Genomic DNA, 17,968 nt, shown 5'->3' on the forward strand with positions numbered 1-17,968 from the left:
TCAGGCGCTCTTGTTGCGGAACGCCGCTTCGCCGGCATCCGACACCTCGACCCATCTCTGGTCGGGTGCGGCACCTTCCTCATAGCTGTCGTGCCAATTCCACCACTTGTAGGTCTGGGTCTGCGGATAGCCCTCGGGCGAGTCCTCCCACACCTCCTGTCGGCCGAGCGGGGTGATGTCGAGATAGCTCCACACGGTGCCAAACGCTTCGTCGCCGCGGTTGTTGACGAAATAGGTGCGGAAGATGCGCTTGCCGTCATGGATGAAGACGTTGTGGCCATGCCATTCGTCGACGCCGAAATCCTTATCCCAACTGTCGGTGATGGTGTACCAGGGCATCTTCCAGTCCATCTGCTGCTTCAGCCGCTGGATGTCGGCCTGCGGGGCGCGCGAGGCATAGGCAAGCGTGGTGTCGCGGGCGTTGAGATGCGCGAGGTTGCCGACCTGGTCGGCGCCGAGCGAGCAGCCGCGGCACGCATGTTCCGGCCAGCCATAGACGCCGGGCTCGAAGAAGGCGCGGTAGATGATTAACTGCCGGCGGCCCTCGAAGAGGTCGAGCAGGCTCGCCTTGCCGTTCGGGCCTTCGAACACATAGTCCTTCTTGACTTCCATCCACGGCATGCGGCGGCGTTCGGCCGCGAGCGCGTCGCGGGCGCGGGTCAGGGTCTTCTCCTTCACCAGCATCTCTTCATAAGCGCCTTCCCACGCTTCCTGCGAAACGACCGGCGGTGTCTTCATGTGTTGGGTCATTGCTCTTGTCCCGTTCTTGGGTTTGGTTGGGGGGTGACACGGACAGACATAGGGCCGCAGAGTGCGATGGTGAGAGTTACAAGTGTGACGCGATTTGCTGCGGCGGGCCCCAGGGCGATGGCATGGACTCGCTGATCAACGCCGCCGGCCGCGCGCTCGCAGCGGGTGATCCGCTCGGCGCCCTAAAGCGGGTTGCGCTGCGCGATGACGCGCCGGCGTTGGCGCTTCGCGGCATCGCGATGGCGCAGCTCGGCGATTTCGCCAAGGCAAAGTCGCTGCTGAAGGACGCCGCCCGCGCCTTCAGCCCGAGGGAAGCGGTGGCGCGTGCACGCTGCGTCGTCGCCGAGGCCGAGATCGCGCTGGTCTCGCGCGACCTTGGCTGGCCGGAGAAGGCCTTGCGGTCCGCGCGCGCGACGCTAGCGGCGCATGGCGACCGGCTGAACGCCGCCTATGCCGGCAGCCTCGAGGCGCGCCGCCTGATCCTGATCGGCCGCCTCGACGAGGCCGAGCGCCTGCTTTCGGACTTCGATCCAGCGCCGCTGCCGCCGGTCGCCCGCGTCGCGCATGAATTGGCCGCCGCCGGCATCGCGGTCCGGCGCCTCAGGACAAAGGCGGCGCGCTCGGCATTCGGCCGGGCATCGCTTGCCGCATATGAAGCCAACATCCCGGCATTGAGGGCCGAAGTCGAAGCGGCGTCGCTGGTCCTCAACACGCCGGTCGGCCGGCTGATCGCGCGAGGGACGGAGAAGGAGCTGCTGCTTGACGAGGTCGAAGCGCTGCTGGCCTCGGGCGCGCTGGTTATCGATGCCTGCCGCAATGTCGTGCGCGAAGCGGACGCGGTCGTTTCGCTGGCGACCCGGCCCGTGCTGTTTACGCTGGCGCGCACGCTTGCCGAGGCGTGGCCGGCGGATGCATCGCGCGAGGTGCTGCTGAGGCGCGCCTTCCGGGCGAAGCATGTCGACGAGTCGCACCGCGCGCGGCTCAGGGTCGAAATGGGACGGTTGCGCGCCGAACTCGCCGCGTTCGCCGAGATCAATGCGACGGCCGCCGGTTTCGCGCTCGCGCCGCTGAGCGCCGCCGAGGTCGTCGTGCTCGCGCCGCCGGTCGAAGACGAGCACGGCGCGGTTCTCGCCTTCCTGACCGATGGCGAAGCATGGTCGAGCTCGGCGCTGGCGATCGCGCTCGGCGCCAGCGCGCGCACCGTCCAGCGCGCTCTGGAGCAGCTCTCGGCGCAGGACAAGGTGCAGGCGGTCGGCCGCGGCCGGGCGCGCCGCTGGATGATGCCGCCGGTGACCGGATTCCCGACTGTCTTGTTACTCCCGGGCCCGCTGCCGAGCGATTAAGCATGTCTCCCGAAAGTGGCCTCCGGTTTCGGGAAAGAGACATGCGCGGAACCCTGAGGCATTGTTCAGATCAATGGAGACAACAATGAAACGAGCAGCCGCCGAAATCCTGCGTGAATACGGACCGTTTCCCGGCGCCGAACGCGTCAACGGTGTCACCTATGACGGTAAGAATGTCTGGTTCGCGAGCGACGACAAGCTGAACGCGCTCGATCCCGAAAGCGGCGCGATCGTGCAGTCGATCGATGTCGCCGCGCATGCCGGCACAGCCTTCGACGGCGAGCACCTCTACCAGATCGGAGAGGACCGCATCCACAAGGTCGACCCGAAGACCGGCAAGGTCGTCGCCACCATTCCCGCCCCCGGCAACGGCGGTGATTCAGGCATGGCCTGGGCCGAAGGTTCGCTCTGGGTCGGCGAATACAGGGCCCACAAGATCCATCAGATCGATCCTGAAACCGGCAAGGTGATCCGCACCATCGAATCGAAGCGCGTCGTCACCGGCGTCACCTGGGTCGATGGCGAGCTCTGGCATGCCACTTGGGAAGGCGAGGAAGGCGATCTGCTGCGCATCGATCCCGAGACGGGCGACGTGCTGCAGGAGGTGGCGATGCCCTCTGGCGTGTCGGGGCTGGAATCCGATGGTGGCGGCTGCTTCTTCTGCGGTGGCGGCAGCAGCGGCAAGATCAAGGCCGTGCGCCGCCCCGGATACGATTCCGACAAGTGACAAATGGCCGGATACGAGGCGGCCCGATCAGGCCGCCTCGCGCGCCGGCCGCGTCATGGGCTTGTTGGAGGCCTTCGCGGCGTTCGGCCCGTCGACATGCGCCCAGGCCGGCCGCTCGAACAGGAAGGCGCCGAAGCCGACGCGCTTGACGATGAAGTAGAGCACCACCGGGGTGATCACCGAGACGAGCAATACGGCGAGGCTGAGCATGCCGGTGTCGGTCAGAAGCCCGCTTGCAAGTGCTGCACCGCGGAACAGCGACATCGGGATGGTGAAGGCGACATAGACGACCAGTGAATGTTCGCCGAGCCAGCGCAGCCATTCCATCGAGGCGAATTTCGACAGGAAGCCGCCGGCGACGCACAGCGCCACCGCGCCGGCAACGGCAAGCGCAAGATGCAGCGGCGGCCATGCCGCCAGGCCCATCTGCATACCGACAGGCTGCATGGCGTAACCCGGCGAATAGACGAGCGGGCCGTCGACGAGCGCCCACGTAAGCAGACCTGCAACGGCGATCGCCGGCCGGGCTTGCGTCCATCCCACCAGCCGGAATATCAGCGGCGCCAGGACGAAGCCGAGATAGAAGAACACGAAATAGGCCGCGAACTGCTCAAGGGCGTAGCTGTCGGGCTTCGGCGCCCACATCTGTAGCGCCGCAGCGAGCGGGATGACGATCCAGTGCGGCACGCGAAGCTCGCGCAACACGCGTATCACGACCCCGAACACCGCCAGCATGTAGATGAACCACAGGACGCCGTAGGGCTGGACAACAGCCATTGCGAGGTCATGCAGCATGCCGGCGGGATCGCGGCTGAAGATGCCGATCTTCAGTCCGATCGAGATGATGGCCCACAGCACGTAGAAATAAAGATAGTGGACGACGCGGCGGTCGACATAGCGCCGCCACGGCCGGTCGATCACCTGCGACAGGAACAGGCCCGAGATCAGGAAGAATTCCGGCATGCGAAACGGTGTCGCGAAACCGATGACATAATGCAGGAAGCCGACGCCGCCGGTGTACTCGCCGGTGTTGTAGGCCGAATACATCATCACCACCAGGATGATGGAAAGGCCTTTGGCCGTGTCCACCCACGGCATGCGGTTCGGGTTGCTCATGTGCGATCTCGAGGAAGATTCAACTGCCGCGATTGTAGCGGACCGGCGGATGCCCCGCAGCAACAAGCTTACGATATCGTAAACGGAAACCTTGTTCGGCGCCGGTGTTAACCATCGCCCGACGCTGAAACCGGGGCGGCGGCACGCGTCTCGTGCATAGCCATCGCGACGATCGCACCCGACAGGAAGGTCAGCGCCGCTACGGCCGCGATCGCTGCGGAGAAGCCGAAGAAGTCGGCGATCAGGCCGGCGGACAACGCCCCGATCGCATAGCCGAGGTCGCGCCAGAAGCGGTAGACGCTGAGCGAGCGTGCCCGCCAGGACGGATGCGAGGCATCCGACACCGCCGCGATCAGGCTCGGATAGACCATAGCCGTGCCGAGGCCGAGCAGCAGGCTCGCCAGCAGCCACCAGCCGAAATCGCGCGTCATGGCGGTAGTGAGAAGCCCCGCCGCCTGCACCCACATGCCGGCGACGATCAGTCCCTTGCGGCCCAGCCGATCGCTTAACGGCCCGGTCGCGACCTGGCAGATGCCCCACACCGCCGGATAGACCGCCTTGAGGATGCCGATGCGCTCGACGCCGAGCCCATTGGCGACGAAGAAGAGCGGGAACAGCCCCCAGCTCATGCCGTCGTTCAGGTTGTTCACCAGGCCGGCCTGCGATGCGGCGAATAGGTTGCGGTCGCCGAACGAGGTCAGCATGAAGATTTCGCGGAAGCCGAGCGGTGAAGCCTGCTTGGCATGGTTCGAAAGTTCCAGCCGCACATGCTCGCGCGTGTCGCGTACAAGCAGGATCGACAGCGCCGCACCGAGGACCGCATAGCCGACACCGAGATAGATCGGCACCGGGCGCAGCCCGTAGCGGCTGGCCAGATAGCCGGTGAGGAAAGCGGTGACGCCGACGGCGAGGTAGCCGGCGAACTCGTTGAGGCCGACGGCCAGCCCCCGCGATTTCGGCCCGACCAGGTCGACCTTCATGATCACCGTCATCGACCAGGCTAGCCCCTGGTTGATGCCGAGCAGCGCATTGGCGGCGACGATCCAGCCCCAACTCGGCGCCCAGATGATGATGAACGGCACCGGCAGGCCGAACAGCCAGCCGAGGATCAGCACACGCTTGCGGCCCCAGGTGTCGGCAAGCTGGCCGGAGACGAGGTTGGCGCAGGCTTTGACCACGCCGAAGCTGACGATGAAGGAGGTGACCAAAGTGGTCGAGGCGACACCGAACTCCTCCGCGCCGATCAATGGCACCACGGTCCGCTCGATGCCGACCATGCCGCCCACGAAAGCGTTGATCAGCACCAGCAGCGAAAACTGCTTCCAGTTGGCCTTGAGGCCAAGCGCTACGCCGGGCGCGGCTGCGCTCAAGATTTCGCCCCGGCGTTGACGGCCCGGGTCCGGGCCGCGTCCGGTGGCGGGGGAGGGATATCGGCGGTCATGGCGGCGACGAACTGGTCCTCGTCATCGATGCGGAAGGCCTTGTTGAAGCGCCGCTCGAAGCCGATGGTCGATGTCGGCTTGCCGCTCAGCGAGCGCCCGCAGACCGAGCCCGAATAGGCGCCGGGCAGCACCTCGATATGGTCGGGCAATTCCTTCAGCCGGCGCACGCTGGCATAAAGCGAGCGCGCCCCGTCCTCGGCGCTTGAAGCAAGCTCGGTGCGGCCGAGATCGCCGACCATCAGCGTGTGTCCGGTGAGCACGAACCAGGGCTCGGCCGACCGCGTCCGGTCGGTGACCAAAAGGCTCAGATGCTCCGGCGTGTGGCCCGGGGTATGCATCACCGTCGCCGTCACATTGCCGAGCTCCAGCACCTCGCCGTCCTTCGCGCGCCGGAACGGGAAGCCAGCTTCGGCGCCTTCGAACAGCACGTAGTCGGCGCCGGTCGCCTCCGCGAGCGTTCGCCCTGCCGAGATATGGTCGGCATGGATATGCGTGTCGACGACATAGAGGATGCGCATGCCCGTGGCATCCGCCGCAGCGATATAAGGCGCGATGTCGCCGACGGGATCGACGACCGCCGCGGACGCTTTGCCGCCGCAGCCGAACAGATAGGAGGCGGCGACGGGGTCGGTGTGCAGGAACTGCCTGAGAATCATTGCTTCCTCCGAACGGGCAACCATGCGAGCCGCCCAGCTTGACAGCAGGTCGAAATCGTCATTCAATAATTCTATTGAATGACGATGCGTCGCTGAAAGGTCAAAGTCAATCCGCAATCCGAAGCAGGCGCTTTACGAACAGTTCGCGATCGTCGCCAAGGCGCTCGGTCATCCGTTGCGCCTGGAGATGATCGAGCACCTCGCGCAAGGCGCGCGCAGCGTCGAGGCTCTCGCCGCCAAGCTCGGCCAGCCCGTTGCCAATATCTCGCAGCATTTGCAGGCGCTGCGCCGCGCCGGCGTCGTCTCGGCGGAGCGCGACGGCAAGTTCGTGCACTACGCACTCGTGGATGAGAGCGTGCTCTCAGCTTTTGCGTCGGTGCGGACCGTCGCCGAGCGTCACCTTGCCGAGGTCGACCGCATCGTGCGCGGCTATTTCGACAAGCGCGACGACATGCGGCCGGTTACGCGCGACGAGCTCCGGAAACTGATGCGCGATGGGTTGGTGACGCTGATCGACGTCCGTCCGGCGGACGAGTTCGCGCTTGGCCACGTGCCCGGCGCGATCAACGTCCCGCTAGGACAAGTCAGGGCCTGGTCAGCCGATGCCGCCGCCGGTCGCGAAGTCGTCGCCTACTGCCGCGGCCCGTGGTGCGTGATGTCCTTCGAGGCGGTGGCCGCGCTGCGCTCGCTCGGTTATTCCGCGCGCCGCCTCGAGGACGGCATGCCGGAATGGAAAGCCGCCGGCCTGCCGGTGGAGACGACCGCCTGATATTGCGGCTGGTTAATTGGCCCCGCCTGTCGGGCGCGCCGGCAGATCAACGTGCGTTGGGTTCCGAATGCTGATAGCATCCCTCGAAGCTTCTTTAACCGGGCGGAGGGTCGCCATGTCTGCGCGTTTTTATTCGCTCTTGCTAGCGTTTGTATTGATTGCGCCCAGCGCGTTCTCGGAGACGCTGAAGCTCCCGGACAATCTGACGGGATTCAGTTCTCCTTCAGGGGAGAGCTTTCTTGCCGAGAGCACGGCGAAGGAAGCTTATTTTCCTCTCGCGAGCAACTTTCTCACGCAAAAGACGCAAGCTTATTGCGGCGTGGCCAGCATCGTCATGGTGTTGAATGCGCTTAACGTTCCGGCGCCCGCGGTGCCAGAATATGAACCCTATAGAACGTTCACGCAGGATAATGTCCTGAACGAGCGCACGGAGGCCATTCTTCCTCGCCATGTCCTGGACGAGCAGGGAATGACGCTCGACCAGATCGGGGCCATTGTTTCCACGCAGCCGATCAAGGCCGAGGTCCGCCACGCGTCGGACGCCAGTCCTGAGCAGTTTCGGACCCAGGCCGGCTCCTTCCTTTCCAAGGCCGGACACTTCGTCATCGTCAACTATCTGCGCAAGGCAATGGGCCAGGAAAAGGGCGGGCATATATCCCCGCTCGCCGCTTACGACGAGAAAGCGGACAGGTTCTTGATCCTCGATGTCGCTCGTTACAAATATCCGCCAGTGTGGGTGAAAACGGCCGACCTGTTCGCAGCGATGAACACGGTCGACAGCGACAACGAGAACAAAACCCGCGGATACGTGCTGATATCGTCCCTCCCGGGACAGTAGGTCAAACTGAACGTGCCGCTGCCCGGCAGCTCGTGCGCCCTGGCCGAATTCGGGCCAAGTGTCGACCAGTTCGGGAAACGGGTTCTATCTTTGCCCGCTTGCAAACCTGTATTCCACCTCAATCTGGAGCGGCCCTCCAGTGTCGCCGACGTCGCGCCGCACATCCTCGCGCACGGCGCGTTTGACCTCTTCGGGGAGCGACACAAACACCTGCCCGGCTGACCCCCAGCCTCGCTCGACATGTTCGAAGTACTCCTTGAAGGATGGTACGCCGAAGTGATGAAAAGTGGTGGTCACATCTATGTCGTGAAAGCCGGCATCGACGAAGAGGGCCTGCAGTCGCGCGGCATCGCCCAACGAAAACAATTGGGATGCAGCTGGCGCCAGCGAAGCGGCATGGCGAGCAATGATTGGATGGATTCGGGTATTGTAGGAGCGCTCTGGCACTGTATTGACGGATACAGCAGCACGTCCACCAGGGCGGAGCACGCGGTGGAACTCGGCGAGACCGCGTGCAGGATCCGGGAAAAACATCAGCCCCAAGCTACACAGCACAGTATCGAAGGTCTCGTCAGGGAAGGTGAGCGCTTGACCGTCTTCGATGCATACCGACACGTTCGGAGCGCCGGTCAGACGCTCCCGTGCCCGCGCCGCCATATGCGGCGAAATGTCTGCCGCCACGACATGGCCGTTCGCCCCAACAATGGCGAGAGCCGCCTCAGCCGCCAATCCGGTGCCAGTCGCGACGTCTAGCACACGCTGGCCGGATGCGACATGACCCGCGCTTAGGAGGAAGGGGATGAAGTGCGACGAGACACGCGCAAACGCCCGTTCATAGCCAGCGGCGGCGGCTGCGTCGTATATCAGCTGTGCCACGCTCCTATCCCTCTATCTCACCTTATACCAAACGCTACTTTCCCCGTCAGCCACGAGCAAGGCGGTTTCGTCCCCTTCTGGCGCAATCTACTTATCCCGCAACCGGAAGAATTGATTTCAAATATACGGACCGGCAGCTTCACTTGCGAAAGGCAGCCGGTCCGTAAAAACGCCCGTGCCTGGCTCCAATCAGATCCCTGGATCGTGTAATGTGACGTGACGAGACGTCGGGACCGAGGGTCGGATATGGACGAGGAGGACTTGGCCGAGATCTCAGCCCGATATATTCGCTTCGCCGATACGGAAGCTCGCGGTCGCTCGCCGCTCTACGAGGAGTTGGCTCGGGCAGTCGCCGGGGACCGGGAGGCGCTCGGTTTCCTTTCGACCCTTCCGGACCTAAAGCGGCAACCGAACCTTCTGCTTGCAGCGGTGCGTCACCTGTTCGGCACGCCGACAGGATGGAACGAGTTTCGGAAGGCGCTTCTGGCCAATCCCGACGCTATCCGCTCACTAATGCTCGAGCGCTCGACGCAAACCAACGAGCCGGGAAGGTGCGCCACATTACTCCCCGTCCTGGCGCGTTTGCCGCAGCCACTGGCCCTCCTCGAGGTCGGGACGTCCGCAGGGCTCTGCCTCATGCCCGACCTCTATAGCTACGACTACGGGCGCAAGGTGATCCGTGCACCCGCGATTGCATCGGAGCCGCCTGTCTTCCGATGCTCCGCCAGCGAAACAACGCCATTGCCGACAGCCTTGCCGCAAATCGTCTGGCGGGCGGGATTGGACCTGAGCCCGATTGATGCCTCGGACGCGTCGCAAGTCGCATGGCTTGAGACTCTGGTCTGGCCGGAGCAGACGGCGCGGCTCGCCAATCTGCGGGCGGCCTTAAAGATCGCCTCCACGGTCAAGCCTCGGCTGGTGAAGGGCGACCTGCGCGGAAGCGACCTTGTGCAACTCTGCAACGAAGCGCCAAACGACGCTACACTCGTCATCTTTCACACAGCCGTCCTCGACTATGTCTCCGACCTCGGTGACAGAGAAGCTTTTGCCGAACAGGCGATGCGTCTCTCGCCTTATTGGGTATCGAACGAGTTCCCTCGCGTCTTCCCGTCCTCCGCCACACGCGCCGGAACAAGCTGGCCGCCCGGCCGCTTCCTCCTATCTGCGAACGGCTCCCCTGTAGCTTGGACAGACCCGCATGGCGCCTCGCTCGAATGGATCGCGGAGGAGGCTTAAGGATCCGGCGGATGCGGAGCACTTGCGCCAAGGCTTTCTGAAGGTCCGACCTTCCCGGATAAGCTGGACGTCCGGCCCAAGGCAGACCTTTGACTGGCCCGGCTCCCCGCCTTAAGGCGCCAGTTCTTCCTGAAGCAGCTGGATCAAGCGCCGTGCCGCATCTTTGCCCGCCGCGAGTATGCGATCCGACAGCGCCGTGCCTTCCACGGCTCGCGCCATTTGAAGCGTGCCGATGAGCGTCGCAAAGATAGCCAGCGCTGCGTGTTCCGGGTCATTGCTCTGCGGAAGCGCATCGGCCAACTCGCGCACCAAGGTCAGCAAGCGGTCGGTATAGACCTCACGTGTTTCGGGCGGCTGACGCGTAATCTCCGGCAACAGCGCTGCATTCGCGCAGCCCTTTCCCGGATTGTCTCGGTGCTCGGCCGACAGATACGCCTCTACGGCCATATCCAGGCTGCCGGCGGCCAACGCTTCCCGTATTTGTTGGGCCTGAAGTTCCAGGGCCGCCGCCAGGCTTTCGCGGACCAGCTCCGCCTTGGACTGAAAGTGCGGATAAAAGGCCCCGTTCGTCAGCCCGGCGTCGCTCATGATGGTCGCAAGGCCCGACGCAGCGATGCCGTCGGATCGAAAGCGTTCGGCGGCAACCTCCATGATCCGGCTGCGTGAGGCGTCCTTCCTGCCCTTTTCGTAACGCATGGCTGCCATTCCTTCCTGCTATTGCATTATGAGCGTAATTTGATATTATGAGCATAATTCAACTGACGTGAAAATGCTAGCCCTCAAGAATTTGGAGAACGAAATGAACGCGAATTCCGGAAGAACTGCAATCGTGACCGGAGCCTCCTCCGGCATCGGCCGCGCCAGCGCCGAGGCACTGGCGCGGGCAGGGTTTACCGTCTTTGGGACAAGCCGCCGGCCTGTCGGCAACGGCCCGGACGGGGTGACCATGCTGGTTTGCGACGTGACCGACGACGCGGCGGTCGCCGCGCTCATTTCAACGGTGCTGTCAAAGACCGGCCGGATCGATCTGCTGGTCAACAATGCCGGCGTCGGTCTGCTTGGAGGCGCCGAGGAATCCTCGGTTGTCCAGGTCCAGGCCCTGTTCGACGTCAATTTGTTCGGTGTCATCCGCATGACCAATGCCGTGTTGCCGTCGATGCGGCGGCGTGGCGAAGGCCGCATCGTCAACATCGGCTCGGTATTGGGCCTCGTGCCCGCACCGTATTCAGCCTACTATTCGGCGGTCAAGCACGCGCTCGAGGGCTATTCGGAATCGCTCGACCACGAGGTTCGTGCCTTCAATATTCGTGTCTCGGTCATCGAGCCGGCATTCGTGCGTACCGTCTTCGACCAGAACGGCATCGAGCCGGATTCCCTGTTGAAGGAATACGATCAGGCTCGAACCGGGTTCAAGGCCCTGCTGAGCGATGTGATGCCCAAAGCCGATCGGCCGGAGGTGGTGGCGCAGGTGGTCGTCAGGGCGGCGACCGATGCCCATCCGCGACGGCGCTACACTGCCGGCAAGGCCGCGCGGCAGGTCAGCCTCCTGCGCCGCTTCGCCCCTGCAGGCCTATTCGACAAGAGCTTGCGCAAACAGTTCCGGTTACCGGTCTGAAAAGTTCGGCGAAGGATTTCACGCACATGCGACTTGCAACCACCACACACTTGATCAGGCGGCACGGGACGGAGGTGTCAAGCATGACACATACATTCAGTCGGTCGCCGCACTCATCGGCATCGTTCCAGGACACGCCAACGCGCTCCATCGATGTCGACGGCACGGCATTTGTCTACCGGGAGCTCGGGCCCAAGACGGGCGTGCCTGTGATCCTGCTCAACCATCTCGCTGCCCAGCTGGACAATTTTGATCCGCGCATCATCGACGGCCTCGCCGAGAGCCGGCGGGTGATCGCCTTCGACAACAGAGGCATTGGCGCTTCGGGTGGCAAAACGCCGTCGACCATTGCCGGGATGGCGCGCGATGCGGTCGCCTTCGTCAGGGCTTTGGGGTTCGATGAAGTCGATCTCTTCGGCTTTTCGCTCGGCGGCTTCGTGGCGCAGGAGATTGTGCTGACCGAACCCGGGCTTGTGCGCAAACTGATCCTTGCCGGCACCGGGCCGGCCGGTGGCGACGGCATCGACAAGGTGACGCCGCTGACGATCGTGGACATGATCAAGGGCGCACTGACGTTTCGCGATCCAAAATACTACCTCTTCTTCACGACGACGCCGAATGGGCGCCGCGCCGCCAAGGCCTTCCTGCAACGGCTGACGGAGCGCCATGCGGACCGCGACAAGCCGATATCGCTGGGCGCGTTCGGCGCGCAGCTCAAGGCGATCAAGGCTTACGGACTGCAGGCGTCGCAGGATCTGAGCGCCATCCGCATTCCTGTCTTGGTTGCGAACGGCGATCACGACAGGATGGTGCCGAGCAGCAACACCTTCGATCTCGCCCGGCGCATCTCGGGGGCGCAACTGGTGATCTACAGGGATGCCGGGCATGGCGGGGTCTTCCAGAACCATGCCGACTTCGTCCCGAAAGCCTTGTCCTTCCTCGAGGCCTGACGCCTGTCTCCCCGGGGGCCGCTTGACTGGCCCCGGAACATCAAGAAACATTTTTTGGAAAGTCACTGCCATGAAAGCATTCGTCGTCGACAAATATAACAAAAAGGGCGTGCTCCGCCTGGCCGAGATGCCAGCGCCGGAGATGCGGGACAATGATGTCCTGGTCGAGGTCCATGCCGCTGCGGTGAACCTGCTCGATTCCAAGATCAAAACCGGAGAGTTCAAGCTCATCCTGCCTTATCGCCGGCCCTTCATTCTGGGCCACGACGTTGCTGGGACGGTTATCCGCGTGGGATCGAAAGTCCGCAAGTTCAAACCTGGCGACGATGTCTATGCGCGGGCGCGCGATGGCCGGATCGGCACATTCGCCGAGTTCATCGCCATGGATGAAGCCGACGTGGCGTTGAAACCCAAGAACCTCAGCATGGAGGAGGCGGCTTCGATCCCGTTGGTCGGGCTGACCGCCTGGCAGGCGCTCATCGAAAGGGCAGGTTTGAAGAAAGGGCAGAAGGTCTTCATCCAGGCCGGCTCCGGCGGCGTGGGGACATTCGCCATCCAACTGGCAAAGCATCTCGGCGCGACCGTTGCGACGACGGTCAGCGCGGCAAGCGCTGGTCTGGTCAAGGGTCTCGGCGCCGATGTCGTCGTCGACTACAGGAAAGACGACTTTGAGAAAGTCTTGTCGGGCTACGATGTCGTCTTGAACAGCCAGGACGCCAAGACGCTCGAAAAATCCCTGACTGTGCTGAAACCAGGCGGGAAGCTCATCTCCATCTCCGGCCCGCCGGATCCCGAATTTGCCAGGAAAAAGGGGTTGAACCTGGTGCTGAGGACGCTGCTGCGCCTGCTAAGTCGCGGCATTCGAACCAAGGCCAGGCGCCGCGGCGTGAACTACTCGTTCCTTTTCATGTGGGCGCAGGGTGACCAGTTGAGCAAGATCACCGCTCTTATCGAATCCGGAGCGATCCGCCCGGTCGTCGATCGGGTCTTTCCTTTCGAATCGACCAACGAGGCTCTGGCTTATGTCGAAACAGGGCGAGCCAAGGGCAAGGTCGTCATCAAAGTCAGGTAGCAACCCCTGGTTCTGTTGACGTCAGCATTCAGGGAAACGGCAAAGCTGATCTATATGGCCAGCATTAGGCGCCAGGCGGACCGGCAAAACACGCCGATGGTCGGCCCGCCTGGTCGCAGGCGAGCCGTGGCAGCAGGAGCGCTGCGGAAACCTCAGTCCTTGGCGCGTTCGACGTAGGAGCCGTCGGCGGTCATCACCACCACGCGCGTGCCGGCCGAGATATGCGGCGGCACGGCCGTGCGCACGCCGTTGGAGAGCATGGCCGGCTTGTAGGAGGAAGACGCCGTCTGGCCCTTGGTCACAGGCTCGGTATCGACCACCTCGAACGTGGCGCGCTGCGGCAGCACCAGCGAGATCGGCACGTCGTTGAACTGCGCCAGCTGCACGGCCATGCCTTCCTGCAGATAGGGAGCCATGTCGCCGACCACGCTTTCGGGAGCCACGACCTGGTCGTAGCTTTCCGGATTCATGAAATGGAAGCCCTCGCCGTCAGCGTAGAGGAAGGTGTGCTCGCGCTCCTCGACATAGGCGCGCTCGACCATTTCGGTCGTGCGGTAGCGTTCCGAAACCTTCACCCCATCGCCGATGCGGCGCATGTCGAGCTGGGTCACCGGCGTGCCCTTGCCAGGGTGGATGTTTTCGGCAAAGAGGATGACATAGAGCTTGCCGTCCTTATCGACGACGTTGCCTTTGCGTAAGGAACTGGCGATGACCTTGACCACGGTATTCAATCCTAATCGAGTTTTTCGGCCCGCAAGCATTGATCGCCACAAATCGGCGACGGCGGCCTTCGCCTGCGCCCTAGCGCATCTTGCGCCGAACCGCCAGCCTTCCCGGCGATTTTCCTGCCCATGACCGGCGCTTCGCCCTGGTGGACGCCGCATATCCATGCCGATCGCCGGCCACGGCTGATGGCGCGCAACGCGATTGCAACCGCCCTTCGCGGCTGGTTCGCGGAACGCGATTTCGTCGAGGTGACGACCTCGGCGCTGCAGGTCTCGCCGGGCAACGAGGCGCATCTTTCAGCCTTCGCCACCGAGGCGATCGGGCCGGACGCATCGCGCCGGCCGCTCTATCTCCACACCTCGCCGGAATTCGCCTGCAAGAAGCTGCTCGCCGCCGGCGAGGAGCGCATCTTCAGCCTCGGCGCGGTCTGGCGCAACCGCGAGCGTGGGCCGCTGCACCACCCTGAGTTCACCATGCTCGAATGGTATCGCGTCGGCGACACCTACGAGCGCCTGATGGCCGATTGCGCCGAATTCCTGGCGCTGGCCGCCGAAAAGGCCGGCGCCAAAAGCTTCCGTTTCCGCGGCCGCGAGGCCGATCCTTTCGCCGAGCCGGAACGGCTGAGCGTGGCGGAGGCCTTCACGCGCCATGCCGGCATCGACCTTCTGGCGACCGTGTCAGTCGACGGCAGCACGGACCGTGATGCGCTTCACGAAGCGCTGCTCCGCGCGGGCCTGCGCACCGCGCCCGACGACAACTGGGCCGACCTGTTCAGCCGGGTCATGGTGGAAAAGATCGAACCGGCGCTGGGGCAGGGGCGGGCGACCATCCTCTACGGCTATCCGGTTCCGGAGGCCGCACTTGCCCGGCCGAGCGCCGAGGATCCGCGCGTTGCCGAGCGCTTCGAGCTCTACTGCTGCGGTGTCGAGCTTGCCAACGCCTTCGGCGAGCTGACCGACCCGGCCGAGCAGCGCCGCCGCTTCGTCGCCGAGATGGACGAGAAGGAGCGCGTCTATGGCGAGCGCTATCCGCTGGACGAGGATTTCCTCGCCGCCTTGGCCATCATGCCGCAGGCAAGCGGCTCGGCGCTGGGCTTCGACCGGCTGGTGATGCTCGCGACGGGAGCCGCCAGGATCGACGATGTGATCTGGGCGCCGGTCGCCGAGTAACGCTCCTTCGCGTCGCCGCGGCAAAGCATCCATCACGAACCACGGCGCTTGCCTTGAGATTGCCGCATCCGCCATTGCACAAGCGTCGGCGGAACAATAGATGGTGCGACAGCATCCATGATGGTGCGGCAGGGCCGACCCTACCACGGACCACCCTGACGGACTGTCCTTCCTAACGGACTGCCCTTGTTAAAAGACCGCTTGAACAAACAGGAATAACCGCATGATCGACAAGCCCGACGCAGCGAAATTGACCGATCGCGTCGCGGCGCTCGTCGAGGCTGCCAGGCGCGCCGGCGCCGATGCCGCCGACGCCGTGGCGGTGCGCGGCCGCTCCGCCGGCGTGTCGGTACGGCTGGGCAAGGTCGAGGGTACCGAATCGTCGGAGAGCGAGGATGTCTCGCTGCGCGTCTTCGTCGGCCAGCGTGTGGCCAGCGTCTCGGCCACCGCAGCGTCCGACCCGAAGGCGCTTGCCGAGCGCGCGGTGGCCATGGCCAAAGTCTCGCCGGAAGATCCGTTCCAGGGCCTCGCCGATCCAGCGCTGCTCGCGCGCAAATTGCGTGATCTCGACCTCTTCGACCCGACCGAGGTGTCGGCCGACCAGTTGAAGGAAGCGGCACTTGCCGCGGAAGAAGCCGCATTGGCCGTCAAGGGCGTCACCAATTCGTCCGGCAGCAGCGCGGGCGCTGGCCTGGGTGGCCTGGTGCTCGCCACCTCGCATGGCTTTGTCGGCCAGTATGTCGCCTCGCGTTTCTCGCGCTCGACCAGCGTCATTGCCGGTCAGGGCACGGCGATGGAGCGCGACTATGAATTCTCCTCGCGCCAGCATTTTGCCGATCTCGACGCGCCGCAAGACATCGGCCGCAAGGCCGGCGAGCGTGCTGTGCGCCGCCTCGGCGCCCGCAAGGCGGCGACCGGCCCGGTCGACGTGGTGTTCGATCCGCGTGTGGCGCGCGGCATCGCCGGCCATCTCGCCGGTGCCATCAACGGCGCCGCGGTCGCCCGAAAAACCAGCTTCCTGCGCGACATGATGGGCAAGCAAGTGGCTTCGGCCGCCATCACCGTCACCGACGATCCCCTGCGGCGGCGTGGCCAGGCCTCGCGCCCCTTCGACGGCGAAGGCATCGAGGGCGAGAAGCTGCTGATGGTCGAGAATGGCGTCTTGAACCACTGGTTCCTGTCGACCTCGGCCGCGCGCGAGCTCGGCCTCATCACCAATGGACGCGGTTCGCGCAGCGGCTCGTCCGTTTCGCCGTCCTCGACCAACCTCGCCATCGAGCCGGGCGAGCGTTCGCCGGAAGATTTGATCGCATCGCTGAAGCGCGGCTTCTTCGTCACCGAAGTGTTCGGCCAGGGCGTCGACATGGTGACCGGTGAATATAGCCGCGGCGCCTCCGGCTACTGGATCGAGAATGGTGCGCTGGCCTATCCGGTGGCCGAAGTGACGATCGCCTCGAATCTGAAGACCATGTTCCTCAACATGGTGCCGGCGAGCGACCTCGACCGCAATTTCGGCACAGCGGCGCCGACGCTCCTGATCGAGGGGATGACCCTTGCCGGCGCTTGACCAACTGACGTCGAGCGAGGCCCGCGAGGATCTCGCCCTGCTGCGCGATGCCGCCAGCGAGGCTGGCGTCATCGCCATGAGCTATTTCGGCAACAACCCGCAGGTGTGGATGAAGGGCGGTACCTCGCCGGTGAGCGAGGCCGACCATGCGGCGGACGCTTATTTGCGCGAGACCTTGCTCAGGGCGCGTCCGGATTATGGCTGGCTGTCGGAGGAGACCGCCGACGATCATGCCAGGCTGTCGGCCCGTCGCACCTTCGTTGTCGACCCGATCGACGGCACGCGCGGCTTCCTCGATGGCCTGCATTCCTGGTGCGTCAGCGTCGCCGTGGTCGAGGACGGCCGCTCTCTCGCCGGCGTGCTCGAATGCCCGGCCAAGCGCGAGACCTATTGGGCGCTGCCGGGCGAGGGAGCCTATCTCAACGACAAGCGCATCCATGTGCGCCAGCTTGGGCAGAACGTCGATATCGGCGGGCCCAAGCCGCTTGTCGACTTGATGCCGCAAGCCTGGCAGGACAGGCTGCGCCGGACGGCTTACATCCCCTCGCTTGCCTATCGGCTGGCGATGATTGCCGCCGGCAAGCTCGACGCGACCTTCGTCAAGCCGAGCGCGCATGACTGGGACATCGCCGCCGCCGATCTGATCCTCACCGAGGCCGGCGGCGCGTTGCTCGACCGCGCCGGCAAGCCGCCGCGCTATGCCGGCGAGGTGATCAACCACGGCGCGCTCGCCGCCGGCAGCGGCGAACTGCTCGGCGTGCTTGCCGGCATCATTGCCGGGCTTGACCAAGGGTGAGTCGGTCCACAGTTTCAAAACCGGCTGCTTTGGTCTAAACGTTTCACAAAACTCATCAATATTCGAGGATCGGCATGGCCGTGGAAGACGGAAAGAAGCAGCTTTTGCACCTGGTGTTCGGCGGCGAGCTGAAAAAGCTGGGTGGAACCGAGTTCCGTGATCTCGACGCCCTCGACATTGTCGGCATCTATCCCGACTATCAAACTGCGCTTGGTGTCTGGAAAGCCAAGGCGCAGGCCAGTGTCGACAATGCCCATATGCGCTATTTCGTTGTTCATCTGCACCGTTTGCTCGACCCAGAATCGAAGGTCGGCGGTTGA

19 protein-coding genes are annotated in these 17,968 nt (G+C 64.2%); 12 read left to right on the top strand and 7 right to left on the bottom strand.

What is annotated here, in order from left to right; translation table 11 throughout:
* Positions 1 to 750: a DUF899 domain-containing protein gene (locus AC0L2L_RS18070; RefSeq protein WP_473579924.1), complete on the bottom strand. Its 750-nt coding sequence runs from the start codon at positions 748 to 750 to the stop codon at positions 1 to 3.
* Between the two features lie 122 nt (positions 751 to 872).
* Here AC0L2L_RS18070 and AC0L2L_RS18075 point away from each other — a divergent pair, with 122 nt between their 5' ends.
* Positions 873 to 2,093, top strand: coding sequence for a helix-turn-helix domain-containing protein (locus AC0L2L_RS18075; protein WP_473579925.1), 1,221 nt, complete (start codon positions 873 to 875; stop codon positions 2,091 to 2,093).
* 85 nt (positions 2,094 to 2,178) lie between these two features.
* A complete protein-coding gene (locus tag AC0L2L_RS18080; protein ID WP_473579926.1) occupies positions 2,179 to 2,820 on the top strand; it encodes a Vgb family protein in 642 nt (213 codons plus the stop codon).
* Positions 2,821 to 2,847: 27 nt separating this feature from the next.
* Here AC0L2L_RS18080 and AC0L2L_RS18085 read toward each other — a convergent pair whose 3' ends face one another.
* The 3 genes from AC0L2L_RS18085 to AC0L2L_RS18095 form a co-directional block, all read right to left on the bottom strand.
* A complete protein-coding gene (locus tag AC0L2L_RS18085; RefSeq protein ID WP_473579927.1) occupies positions 2,848 to 3,936 on the bottom strand; it encodes an acyltransferase family protein in 1,089 nt (362 codons plus the stop codon).
* A 107-nt stretch (positions 3,937 to 4,043) separates the two neighbouring features.
* Positions 4,044 to 5,306, bottom strand: coding sequence for an MFS transporter (locus AC0L2L_RS18090; RefSeq protein ID WP_473579928.1), 1,263 nt, complete (start codon positions 5,304 to 5,306; stop codon positions 4,044 to 4,046).
* A complete protein-coding gene (locus tag AC0L2L_RS18095) occupies positions 5,303 to 6,034 on the bottom strand; it encodes an MBL fold metallo-hydrolase (RefSeq protein WP_473579929.1) in 732 nt (243 codons plus the stop codon). The genes AC0L2L_RS18090 and AC0L2L_RS18095 overlap by 4 nt, the downstream gene beginning before the upstream one ends.
* Before the next feature lie 109 nt (positions 6,035 to 6,143).
* Between AC0L2L_RS18095 and AC0L2L_RS18100 the strand changes: the two genes are divergently transcribed.
* A complete protein-coding gene (locus AC0L2L_RS18100; protein WP_473580045.1) occupies positions 6,144 to 6,803 on the top strand; it encodes an ArsR/SmtB family transcription factor in 660 nt (219 codons plus the stop codon).
* Positions 6,804 to 6,918: 115 nt separating this feature from the next.
* The gene (locus tag AC0L2L_RS18105) at positions 6,919 to 7,641 is read left to right on the top strand and encodes a phytochelatin synthase family protein (protein ID WP_473579930.1); all 723 of its coding nucleotides are present in this window, start codon (positions 6,919 to 6,921) and stop codon (positions 7,639 to 7,641) included.
* Positions 7,642 to 7,725: 84 nt separating this feature from the next.
* On the opposite strand, the gene AC0L2L_RS18110 is transcribed toward AC0L2L_RS18105, so the two are convergent.
* The gene (locus AC0L2L_RS18110; RefSeq protein WP_473579931.1) at positions 7,726 to 8,517 is read right to left on the bottom strand and encodes a class I SAM-dependent methyltransferase; all 792 of its coding nucleotides are present in this window, start codon (positions 8,515 to 8,517) and stop codon (positions 7,726 to 7,728) included.
* 246 nt (positions 8,518 to 8,763) lie between these two features.
* Between AC0L2L_RS18110 and AC0L2L_RS18115 the strand changes: the two genes are divergently transcribed.
* Entirely contained in the window at positions 8,764 to 9,753 is a 990-nt protein-coding gene (locus tag AC0L2L_RS18115; protein WP_473579932.1) for a DUF2332 domain-containing protein, read from the top strand.
* A 111-nt stretch (positions 9,754 to 9,864) separates the two neighbouring features.
* Here the strand turns inward: AC0L2L_RS18115 and AC0L2L_RS18120 are convergent, their stop codons facing one another.
* Positions 9,865 to 10,449 (bottom strand): TetR/AcrR family transcriptional regulator, encoded by a 585-nt coding sequence (locus AC0L2L_RS18120; RefSeq protein ID WP_473579934.1) that lies wholly within the window; start codon positions 10,447 to 10,449, stop codon positions 9,865 to 9,867.
* 103 nt (positions 10,450 to 10,552) lie between these two features.
* Between AC0L2L_RS18120 and AC0L2L_RS18125 the strand changes: the two genes are divergently transcribed.
* The 3 genes from AC0L2L_RS18125 (at position 10,553) to AC0L2L_RS18135 (ending at position 13,390) form a co-directional block, all read left to right on the top strand.
* Complete coding sequence (locus tag AC0L2L_RS18125; RefSeq protein WP_473579936.1) at positions 10,553 to 11,368, top strand: oxidoreductase; 816 nt, start codon at positions 10,553 to 10,555, stop codon at positions 11,366 to 11,368.
* Positions 11,369 to 11,451: 83 nt separating this feature from the next.
* The gene (locus AC0L2L_RS18130; protein WP_473579937.1) at positions 11,452 to 12,318 is read left to right on the top strand and encodes an alpha/beta fold hydrolase; all 867 of its coding nucleotides are present in this window, start codon (positions 11,452 to 11,454) and stop codon (positions 12,316 to 12,318) included.
* A 70-nt stretch (positions 12,319 to 12,388) separates the two neighbouring features.
* Complete coding sequence (locus AC0L2L_RS18135; RefSeq protein WP_473579938.1) at positions 12,389 to 13,390, top strand: NADP-dependent oxidoreductase; 1,002 nt, start codon at positions 12,389 to 12,391, stop codon at positions 13,388 to 13,390.
* 152 nt (positions 13,391 to 13,542) lie between these two features.
* Here AC0L2L_RS18135 and efp read toward each other — a convergent pair whose 3' ends face one another.
* Positions 13,543 to 14,112, bottom strand: coding sequence for an elongation factor P (gene efp, locus AC0L2L_RS18140; RefSeq protein ID WP_027168074.1), 570 nt, complete (start codon positions 14,110 to 14,112; stop codon positions 13,543 to 13,545).
* Positions 14,113 to 14,241: 129 nt separating this feature from the next.
* Between efp and epmA the strand changes: the two genes are divergently transcribed.
* The 4 genes from epmA to AC0L2L_RS18160 all read left to right on the top strand — a co-directional run bounded on the left by epmA (position 14,242) and on the right by AC0L2L_RS18160 (position 17,968).
* On the top strand, positions 14,242 to 15,285 hold the full coding sequence (epmA, locus tag AC0L2L_RS18145) for an EF-P lysine aminoacylase EpmA (RefSeq protein ID WP_473579939.1): 1,044 nt from the start codon (positions 14,242 to 14,244) through the stop codon (positions 15,283 to 15,285).
* Between the two features lie 223 nt (positions 15,286 to 15,508).
* On the top strand, positions 15,509 to 16,852 hold the full coding sequence (locus AC0L2L_RS18150) for a TldD/PmbA family protein (protein ID WP_473579940.1): 1,344 nt from the start codon (positions 15,509 to 15,511) through the stop codon (positions 16,850 to 16,852).
* Positions 16,839 to 17,648 (top strand): 3'(2'),5'-bisphosphate nucleotidase CysQ, encoded by an 810-nt coding sequence (locus AC0L2L_RS18155; protein ID WP_473579941.1) that lies wholly within the window; start codon positions 16,839 to 16,841, stop codon positions 17,646 to 17,648. Before AC0L2L_RS18150 ends, AC0L2L_RS18155 begins: the two co-directional genes overlap by 14 nt.
* Positions 17,649 to 17,722: 74 nt before the next feature.
* Positions 17,723 to 17,968, top strand: a complete 246-nt coding sequence (locus AC0L2L_RS18160; protein WP_027168070.1) for a DUF4170 domain-containing protein — start codon at positions 17,723 to 17,725, stop codon at positions 17,966 to 17,968.

The organism is Mesorhizobium sp. WSM4832, from assembly GCF_055811115.1.

Excerpts from the sequence above, each read along its gene's own strand:
- AC0L2L_RS18070 (WP_473579924.1), bottom strand. The coding sequence starts at position 750 with ATGACCCAACACATGAAGACACCGCCGGTCGTTTCGCAGGAAGCGTGG.
- AC0L2L_RS18075 (WP_473579925.1), top strand. The coding sequence starts at position 873 with ATGGACTCGCTGATCAACGCCGCCGGCCGCGCGCTCGCAGCGGGTGAT.
- AC0L2L_RS18080 (WP_473579926.1), top strand. The coding sequence starts at position 2,179 with ATGAAACGAGCAGCCGCCGAAATCCTGCGTGAATACGGACCGTTTCCC.
- AC0L2L_RS18085 (WP_473579927.1), bottom strand. The coding sequence starts at position 3,936 with ATGAGCAACCCGAACCGCATGCCGTGGGTGGACACGGCCAAAGGCCTT.
- AC0L2L_RS18095 (WP_473579929.1), bottom strand. The coding sequence starts at position 6,034 with ATGATTCTCAGGCAGTTCCTGCACACCGACCCCGTCGCCGCCTCCTAT.
- AC0L2L_RS18105 (WP_473579930.1), top strand. The coding sequence starts at position 6,919 with ATGTCTGCGCGTTTTTATTCGCTCTTGCTAGCGTTTGTATTGATTGCG.
- AC0L2L_RS18115 (WP_473579932.1), top strand. The coding sequence starts at position 8,764 with ATGGACGAGGAGGACTTGGCCGAGATCTCAGCCCGATATATTCGCTTC.
- AC0L2L_RS18120 (WP_473579934.1), bottom strand. The coding sequence starts at position 10,449 with ATGCGTTACGAAAAGGGCAGGAAGGACGCCTCACGCAGCCGGATCATG.
- AC0L2L_RS18125 (WP_473579936.1), top strand. The coding sequence starts at position 10,553 with ATGAACGCGAATTCCGGAAGAACTGCAATCGTGACCGGAGCCTCCTCC.
- AC0L2L_RS18130 (WP_473579937.1), top strand. The coding sequence starts at position 11,452 with ATGACACATACATTCAGTCGGTCGCCGCACTCATCGGCATCGTTCCAG.
- AC0L2L_RS18135 (WP_473579938.1), top strand. The coding sequence starts at position 12,389 with ATGAAAGCATTCGTCGTCGACAAATATAACAAAAAGGGCGTGCTCCGC.
- epmA (WP_473579939.1), top strand. The coding sequence starts at position 14,242 with ATGACCGGCGCTTCGCCCTGGTGGACGCCGCATATCCATGCCGATCGC.
- AC0L2L_RS18150 (WP_473579940.1), top strand. The coding sequence starts at position 15,509 with ATGATCGACAAGCCCGACGCAGCGAAATTGACCGATCGCGTCGCGGCG.
- AC0L2L_RS18160 (WP_027168070.1), top strand. The coding sequence starts at position 17,723 with ATGGCCGTGGAAGACGGAAAGAAGCAGCTTTTGCACCTGGTGTTCGGC.